At 56.9% G+C, this 8,954-nt stretch carries 6 protein-coding genes and 2 pseudogenes; 6 read left to right on the top strand and 2 right to left on the bottom strand.

Annotation, left to right across the window (positions count from 1 at the left end; all coding sequences use genetic code 11):
• Window positions 1–1,147: methylaspartate ammonia-lyase (locus PMN64_RS40365; RefSeq protein WP_411784769.1), on the bottom strand; the 1,147-nt coding region annotated here is incomplete at its 3' end.
• Between the two features lie 51 nt (window positions 1,148–1,198).
• Window positions 1,199–2,638, bottom strand: coding sequence for an aldehyde dehydrogenase family protein (locus PMN64_RS40370; protein WP_411784770.1), 1,440 nt, complete (start codon window positions 2,636–2,638; stop codon window positions 1,199–1,201).
• Between the two features lie 318 nt (window positions 2,639–2,956).
• On the opposite strand from PMN64_RS40370, the gene PMN64_RS40375 reads away from it, so the two are divergent.
• The 6 genes and pseudogenes from PMN64_RS40375 to PMN64_RS40400 all read left to right on the top strand — a co-directional run.
• On the top strand, window positions 2,957–3,862 hold the full coding sequence (locus PMN64_RS40375) for a LysR family transcriptional regulator (RefSeq protein ID WP_411784771.1): 906 nt from the start codon (window positions 2,957–2,959) through the stop codon (window positions 3,860–3,862).
• Window positions 3,863–4,169: 307 nt separating this feature from the next.
• Entirely contained in the window at window positions 4,170–5,330 is a 1,161-nt protein-coding gene (locus PMN64_RS40380) for a M24 family metallopeptidase (RefSeq protein WP_411784772.1), read from the top strand.
• A 26-nt stretch (window positions 5,331–5,356) separates the two neighbouring features.
• Window positions 5,357–6,147 (top strand): annotated as a pseudogene (locus PMN64_RS40385) (M20/M25/M40 family metallo-hydrolase).
• Window positions 6,148–6,631: 484 nt separating this feature from the next.
• The gene (locus PMN64_RS40390; RefSeq protein ID WP_411784773.1) at window positions 6,632–7,738 is read left to right on the top strand and encodes an ABC transporter substrate-binding protein; all 1,107 of its coding nucleotides are present in this window, start codon (window positions 6,632–6,634) and stop codon (window positions 7,736–7,738) included.
• An 802-nt stretch (window positions 7,739–8,540) separates the two neighbouring features.
• Window positions 8,541–8,687, top strand: coding sequence for a hypothetical protein (locus PMN64_RS40395; RefSeq protein ID WP_411784774.1), 147 nt, complete (start codon window positions 8,541–8,543; stop codon window positions 8,685–8,687).
• 134 nt (window positions 8,688–8,821) lie between these two features.
• Window positions 8,822–8,954: pseudogene (locus tag PMN64_RS40400) on the top strand (polyamine ABC transporter ATP-binding protein); the annotation flags it as partial.

Below are 8,954 nucleotides of genomic sequence, written 5' to 3' on the forward strand. Positions count from 1 at the left end.
GCGTGACACCTGTCGCAACGCCGATGTTAGCCGTGGTTCGCGCCGACAGATCAGTCTCTGCGCAGGTACCACCAAGGACCGGTCCGACACCGTGTTGATGGCAATCGAGGATGGCGTCGATCGTGTGATGCAGAGACCCCAGATCCGGAGTCTTGATCTGCACCATGTCGACCGCACCAGCTTCTGCAAACAGGTGCACATCGTCGGCGGTGTTCGCCCATTCATCGGCAATGATCGCCACGTTGCTGCCGCGAGACTTGAGGGCTCGACACAGCTTACCCAATGCTTCGATCTGGGCGTCACGATTACCGGCGTCCAGAGGATGTTCTATTCGAAGACTATGCGAACCTGCCGCGGATTCGAGCCGCTCGATAATATCTGCCGTCGCGTTGATCGAGCCACCAACGGACGCGCCGATCAGGCCGTAGACATCGAGATGGATAACTGGATGGTAATCATCTGATGTCCGAAGTTGTGCTATACGAGCGCGCACCCACTGGACGTATTCCTCGAGCGTCTTGCCGTTGGGTCCGACTAGGTCGGGACTGTTGATCAAGCCATGCGGTAAGACCGGAACGCTCTTGAGAATCATTTTATCTACATGGCTGTAGCGATCGTCGCCACACTGGCCATAGATGGGCACAGCTCTGATCGGTCTCCTAATCTGCCATTCATCTTTGATGACTTGAGCCATTGAATGATGGCCGGCAACGTGGGAGGCGGCATCCAACAGCGCCTGCGATAGTCCGTAAGCCGCTGCGCGTTTGGCCGCAAATGATTCGTTGATGAGCTTTTCGACACATGGAGCCGTCGTACGGAACGAGCGGACGTCCATGCCACTCAAACGTGGTGCCAGTTGCTGCTCAATCTGAGCCGCCAGCTGATGAGCGTGAAAGCGCGGCTCGCGACCCCCGACACCAGTGTATTGCACACTCGCGCAATCCCCCTTTGCAATGTATCCATCACTCAACACGAGCATGACAGACACTGATTCAGATGGCTCGCGAACTGCCTTGAAGCCGGGCGTTTCCGGCTTCCCCTTGTAGGCCGCGCCCTCACGCACGGCGCCGGCCTTGATCGCGGCTTGGTCGTCAAAAAAGAACGAGCCAACCCCAGGGCTTGCGAGCAGTTTCTGAATCGTTGTCAATTGGACATCTCAAGTTTTGCGCAGACAATGGATTTAGTGGACTGACTAAGATCAGCCATGGGTTTGGCTGATCAGACGTAGGTGCATATATGCGAGCACGCCCTCCGTTCCTCCTTCGTAACCGTAGCCGCTATTGCCGAGGCCTCCGAGGGCGACATCGGGAAGTGACGGCGCTGTCTGATTGACCCCAATGTTCGAAGCGTTCAAACGACGCACCAACTCGTCTCGGACATGGATCGAATCCGTGAAGACATAAGCAGCGAAGGAATATTCTGCAGCGTTTGCCAATTCGATGGCCTCGTCGATATCTTCAACAGACTGGACCGTGGCGACGGGGCCGAACGGTTCTTCAGCCAGAATCTCGGAATCACGTGACACTGATGACAGCACCGTCGGCTCAACGTAGTACCCGGGACGCTCGAGTGTTTTGCCACCTGTGTTGATCACAGCGCCCTTGGCGACAGCATCCTCGATGAGTTGCAAAAACGAGACCACGCGGCCGCCGTGCGCTACAGGCCCGAGTGTCGTGCGATCCTCCGTGCCATGTCCAAGCTTATAGGTCTTTGCTTTCGTAACGAGCGCATCGACTAGCGCATCGTGCACGGAATGATGGGCGATGTAGCGGGTCGGTGCGACACACGATTGGCCCGCAGACCCGAATTTGGCTGGTGCCGTAACCTGCACGACATTCTCGACGTCTGCATCCTTCCACACGATTACTGGCGCGTGCCCGCCCAACTCGAAAATGGGGCGAATCAGATTGGGCGCTGCAAGCGCCGCTAGCTGCTTGCCCACACTCGTTGACCCCGTGAATGACACCGCCTTAACCAGCGAGGACGCCATCAACTGGCTGCTAACAGCCACCGGGTGACCAAAGATCAGATTGATAACTCCATTGGGCACCCCGGCATCGACCAGGGTTTGGACAATTGCCCGCGCTGTGTACGGCGTAAACTCTGAAGCTTTAAGAACGACCGTGCAGCCGGCTGCCAATGCCGCTCCCAGCTTCCGCCCGATCAACACAGCAGGAAAATTCCACGGTGTAATCGCTACGACGACGCCCAGAGCGGTGGGCACGGATAAGCGAATACTGCCAGCGACGACGCCCTGATGGACCTTGCCGCAAATACGGCTTGCCTCCTCGCCATTCCATGCCAGCGTTTCGATAGTGCGTCGCAGTTCGCCGATAGCGTCGGCTCGCGTCTTGCCCGACTCAAGTAGAAGTCCATCTGCAATCTCGTGCATCCTGTCGATCAGCAGAGACGACGCCTTCTTCAATACTGCGCCTCGAGATTGCCCCGTTAGCGCGCTCCACAAGGGAAAAGCGCGGTGCGCTGCATCCAATGCGGCCTGAACCTGGCTCGTATCAGCCAGCGCAACGACGCCAACTGGCTCGCCGGTCCCCGGGTCAATATTTGGCTGGGAACCTGCCTTACCCTCGACCCAGTGGCCATCGATGAATAGATTTGCATCGAGCTTCATCTGAGCCATGGGTCGTTTCCAATCCCTACATACTTTTTGGACAAAAACCGGCAGCGAGCTAACCAGCGCGGCTTCCCGATGCCGCGCCGCATGCTATTGATGACATCCAGATTAAAAAAGCGAATTGTTTGCGTCCATAGATGCAAATACTTCAACTAATGACAAGAGGCGATCCAGCACGTTGCGAAAGTTCGCTCGTATTGGTGGTGCGGGCAGGTTCCTGTAAGGTAAGGGTGTTTTTCTTTTAGCGCTGGGCCAAGGTTCCTCGGTTGCGCATGATTTGAACATCAAACAAGAGATGTAAGAAATTCATCTAAGTGAGGATTCATGTCGCTAAATGCCTACGAAGTTTTCGTCGCCATAGCGGAGCGCGGAAGCCTTGCGGCAGCTGCACATCAACTGAATCTATCCGCGTCGGCGGTCAGTCATGCGCTTGCGTCATTCGAGCAAGAGCTGGGCTTCACGCTCCTTGTCAGAAATCGAAGCGGCATTCGCTTGACTGCTGGAGGGGAAGCCCTGCTGCCGACTGTGAGAGAGCTGCTTCAATGCAATGACAAATTGAGACAACAGGCAGCGAAGCTCCTTGGGCTTGAGTCTGGAACCGTGCGCATCGGCGCATTCACTAGCGTGGGCGTCGCATGGCTACCAAAAATCATTCGCTCGTTTGCTGACCTCTACCCGAAAATAGACGTGACAATTGAACAAGGGGGGTACGACGATGTCGCTGAGTGGATCATCAAGAGCCAGGTTGATCTAGGCTTTATCATTTTGCCCGAGCCGCCTGGGCTGGACGTTACGCCCCTGTATGCGGACCCGCTCGTCTGTATTGCGCCGCTCGGCTTCGCCCCCAAAACCAAGGCATATATCACGGCTCCCGAATTGGCCGACCACAATGTTGTACTCCAAGGGAAAGACTACGGAAGGGAGACCGAGCAGATACTGGCGAAACACAAAGTCTCGGTTAGATCGAGCGCGCGGGCGATCGACGATGCGGCCATCATTGCAATTGTCGAGAGCGGGCTTGGCATTAGCGTCATGCCTCGATTGGCGCTGCTCAACTACAGGGGGGCAGTGCAGGTTTTTCCATTCTACCCCGCAGAAAGCCGGGTTATTGTGTTGGCCTCGCTGAGCCACGAAAGCTTGGCGCCGGCGGCAAAGGCGATGCATCAGCATATCGTGAAGTTTGTTGCCGGTTGGTCCGGCGGCAACGAGAAGGGCGGTAATCAAAGTTGACGCCGCGGGGAAGTGGGGCAATTGTAAGTCGTTAGCAAGTTGTGCTGCTAGGACCTCCCGAGGTTCTTGAATACTTCGTACGTATTCACATTAAGCTGGTCGCAGATTCGCTTGACTAAGGGGGAGTAGCCTTATGCCGTTGATTAGCAGAATCATGCAGCTTGTGGCGGTCGTAATGGCTCAAGATGCTGTGGGGTTTCCGGCGTTATGTTGGGCCGAGAGCGGCATTACTGCAAGTTCATGCCAAAATACGCGCAACGCGAACGCGACCGAAAGTCTAATGTGGCCGTGACCAATGGAGGTGATTATGGCTACGACGTTCTCAGCAATTCCCTTTGCCGGTGCTCCATTTCCGAGATCAGAGTATGAGCGTCGGCAGAAGAAAGTGCTTGAGGCGATTGAGCGCGCCAACCTTGATGGGCTTTTGGTCACCGCCCACGGGCACCTACGATATCTCACCGGATACGATGGGCAGGGCGGATATTTTATGCCGTTCCCATTGATCCTCGCGCCGGGCCGGAAGCCGACATTTGTCGTCCGAGAATACGAGGTAAATGGCGTTCGCGCGGAGAGCTGTATCGACGAGATTGTGGGGTATGTCCAGCAAGAGGACTTTGCCAAAGTGTGCTCGGATGTGCTGCGGCGCTATGGATTGGAAAACCGCAGGGTCGGTTTTGAGCTCGGTTGCTGGAACCTGGCGCCGGCCGATGTGAATGCGCTTGGGGCGCGACTTCCCAATATGAAGATCGCGGATGCCACTCACTTGGTGGCATCCGTATCGGTCGTGAAAGGCGAGCTCGAGATCGAGGCCATGCGTGATGCCATGGCCATGACCGATGTGGCGGTGCACACGTTTCTGGGGGCGCTGCGAGATGGTGTGACGGAAGCGGAGGTGGCCGCGGCCATTCACGGTGAGGTAAGGAAAGCTGGCGGCGACGATCTCAGGTTGGTTTCTTTGGGCTTCGGCGAACGCAATAAGCTGCCACATGGTAAGCCTATGCGCCATCCGATCAGAAACAACGAGCCGGCCATGATCGAAGTCGGGGGAATAAAGCACGCGTACTGTGCGGGGCTCGTTCGCAGCGCCGTTCTTGGTCGCCACCCTGAGACCGAATCTTTGCATGCTCTGGCGGAGCAGGCTCTCGAAGCTGCGCTTGCGGCAACGAAGCCCGGCGTGACTGCTGGCGAAGTGGATGCCGCTGGACGCGAGGTGATCGAACGATCCGGGCGCTCGGAGGTCTTTCGCCACCGGACTGGATATCAGATCGGCATCAATTGGGGTGAGCGTGGCAACCTGAGTTTGGAGCCGGGCGCGGCCGACCTGCTCGCGCCGGGTATGATCTTGCATATGCCGTTCATTCTGTTCAGCGAAAACGGCTACCTGTTTGGATGCAGTGAGAACGTCTTGGTGACGGAGCGCGAGGCGGAAATACTCAGCCGTATACCACGCACGCTCTATCGTGCCTGATACATAAGTTGTGAGCTTAGACATGCATAGCCTTGAAACGTTCAGAGATCTCCAGCGCGAAGGCGTCCGTGTGGCGCCATTATCTCCACGAAAATCCCGAACTCGACTATCGGCTACACAACACAGCGAGTTTCGTGACGGAGAAGCTGGCGTTGTTCGGTATCGATCACATCGGAACGGGAATCGCCGAAACCGGTATCGTTGCGGTGATCCAGGGTGAAGGCGGAGAAGGGCCGACGATCGGGTTGAGGACGGATATCGACGCCTTGCCCATCATTGAAGCGTCAGGCAAACCTTGGTCATCTAGGACGCCTCGAAAAATGCACGCATGCGGACATGATGGTCACACCGCCATGCTTCTGGGGGCCGCGAAATACCTTGCGCGCGCAAATTCAAAGGGGCTGTTGCCTTGATCTTTCAGCCGGCGGAAGAAGGGGCGCTGGGCGGCCAAAGGATGGTCCAGGAAGAGATCATGGAGCGACATCTGCACAAGGCATGGCGCACGGATTTGGCGGGGACGTTGAGCTGAAGTACCGTCGACACGACCCTGTCACTTTCAACCATACGGAGGGGACCAACATGGCGATCAAGGCGGCGCGCACTCGTGGGGCCTGCTGCAGTAAATGACAAGGTCAAACCGCGGATGGGATCGGAGGATTTCGCCTATATGCTTGAGGCGCGGCCCGGCGCCCTGATTTTCCTTGGCAATGGAACGACCGCCGGGTTGCATAACCATGCGTATGATTTCAACGACCAAGCCCTGCCTTATGGCATCGGATATTGGGTGAACCTCGTTGAGACGGCGCTGGCTGCCTGAAGCTTCATCAGCTGCAGCCGGTGACTGGCCTAAGACCATGTTGAGGCACCATTGACCGGCGGCCGTGCGTTTGAGAACTACGTCGGCATGTGCGCTGTTTCTAGCCCGATGGAGGTAGTCAGAGAGGTCCTATGCCGTTCGTACGTAATTTGCCCGTTGTGCCCGTGAGTGATTGAGCGATTGCTGCCGTCTCGTTTCTGCGAAATATGCTCGTCGTTCCTTACAGTGCGGGAAATGCACGACGCGGAGTCGCGTGCAAGCAAGAACGGCGGTGCATGGCACGTAAAATGAATCGCTAGATCGATTGCGTCGAAGCTGACGGTCGAGCCTTAGTGTTGCTAGTCCAGGAGACCTGTCGCTGAAGATCTTTGCGCTTTCCGGGTCGGACGGAGAATTTCGGGCTCGTGAGCTCACACTTTAGAGAAATTCGGCTTTAGGAGCTCGATATTCTGCTAGTCTCGCCGGCTTGAAAGTGGAGGAGACGATGAGCCATTTGGTCAACCGGAGACGTCTCTTGCAGGCGAGCTCTGTCACCCTCGCGATGGGAGGGCTGGATTCCTTCACTGGTCGCGCTTTGGCGCAATCCTCGGCCGAGCTGCGAGTATTGGTCTATGGTGGCGACGCGGGGAAGGCGGTCATTGAGGCGTTTGTGAAGCCGTTCCAGGCCGAGACCGGGATCAAGGTCACTCCGATCACGGACCAGGCTAGCTTGGCGCAGATTGAGCTGATGGTGACGACCAAGAACGTCGCTGTCGACGTTGCTGGCCTGGGCCAGGCTACGGCATTTTCTGCAGCTGCGAAAGGTTACCTCGAGGAGATCGACTACTCGATCTATAACAAGGGGGAGTTGAGCGGGATCGCAGACTTCGCCAAGCAGCCATTCGGTGTTGCGTCAATGATCTATTCCTACATCATGGTCTACAACCTTGAGAAGTTTCCGCCCGATAAGCCGCGGCCGACCTCATGGGCGGAGTTTTGGGACGTCAAGAAGTTTCCTGGGCGTCGTACGCTAATATCGGGTCAGTTGGGGTCCGAGGGGCCTTGGGAGGAGGCTCTGTTGGCGGACGGCGTGGCGGCGGGCGCCCTCTATCCGATGGACATCGATCGCATCTTCGCCAGCTTGGACAAGATCAAGCCGCATATCCGCAAATGGTGGACGAACGGCTCCATGATCCAGCAAATGATGCACGATAAGGAAGTGGACCTCGCGAATTCTTATGACGGACGAGCCAATCTCTTGATCGAGCAGGGTGCGCCGCTTCAAATCAATCGGAAGCAAGCCAAGCTGAATTGGGATTACTGGGCAATCCCCAAGGGTAGCCCGAATGCGAAGAATGCGCAGAAGTTCATTGAGTTTGCCACGCGAGCCGACCGCCAGGCTGCCTTTGCCCAGCTGATACCCTACGGGCCGAGTAATCTCAGGGCGTACAAGCTGATATCGGAGGAAAGAGGTCGTAAGCTTGCTAGTTATCCCGACTACATGGCGAGCAGCGTTCCCCTCAACATGCGGTGGTACGGTCAGGTCGGCTCGGACGGCGTGCCAAATGTTGAGCGACTCCGCGAGCGCTGGAACGAGTGGATTCTTCTTTAGACGGAAAACAAATGGATTTTCGGCAGTCAACACGCAGAAACCTGACTTCGCCTCGTCTAGCGCCGTGCATTCCGTGTGGGTCTACCAACGGCGACGCGGTGGTGCCGATCGAACTTGCCATTGCAACCGCAGTCGCCGAGCCCGCAGCCCCATATGTGCAACCCTGTTGAGAGCTGCCGGCTTCTGCACTGAAGAGGGTGACGAACTGCGCCAGCGCTTCAGCGTCCGGCTCGCGAAAATAGGAAAGGAAAGCAATCGCAATGGCAGATAAAAAAGCGGCGACCCACCCGGTGGATAGGGGTCGGCTGGACTCCGTTCGAGCCCGGATCAACTTTGCTCAGCCCGTACCCGCCACGCTGCTCGCAAAATAGGAAAAGAGGAGCAAGCGAATGGCAAATCCCCGAACGGCGATGGCATCCGTAGATCGCGAGCGGCTCGAGAGCGTTCAGGCTCGAATTAATTTTGCTCAGTCTGGGCTCGCCAAGGATGCGGCGCGACCTCTTGAGTCGCCGGAGCGACCGCCGCAAGTGAAAGCGGGATATGGATACGACGTCTCTTTTGCGGACCGCGAGGTCACGATCCGCAAGGCCCGTCCCATCGTCGGAACTGTCGCTCGGCAAGGAGGGCTTCGTGTGCATCCGTCACGCTGCAACGTCGCTGCAGGAGCGTGATGCGGACAAGTTCCGCAAGAATGGCGAAAAGCCCATTCCCTCGCCGAAGGAAGGGCGGAGTTCTGTCGAACCATCTACGCTTCGCTAGATCCTTGCCAGTGATGCCACAAGCCAACAGCAAGGATTTACGGATGACCGGTGCGCGCAGGGTTGCGCAGGCCGTGAACAATCGTAGGAAAGGATTGGCTTCAGACGATTTTATCTTCGACGTCTCGGCCCGTGTTTCCTCGAATGTGCGGCAAGCGGCGATGATCGAGGTGCAGCCGCGCTGCTGTTGAGCTTGGTGAGGTCTGATCCCGGAGGAAGCTTTCGACGCGCCTCAGGCGTAACCACTCGCAGTTCCGTCGCCATGGAGCATCAAATAGTGCCCTTGCATATTACGCGTCCCAGCGCAATTACCGAGAATAAAGCATTGGAGAAAAGCTTGGCTCCTTCGCAGATCGAATTTTGCAACGTCACGAAGATGTACGGACCTGTTGCGGCGGTCCGAGACCTCTCGCTGGCCGTTCGTCGCGGCGAGTTCCTGACAATTCTCGGTCCAAGCG

Source organism: Bradyrhizobium sp. UFLA01-814 (genome assembly GCF_046718885.1).
Lineage (GTDB): Bacteria > Pseudomonadota > Alphaproteobacteria > Rhizobiales > Xanthobacteraceae > Bradyrhizobium > Bradyrhizobium elkanii.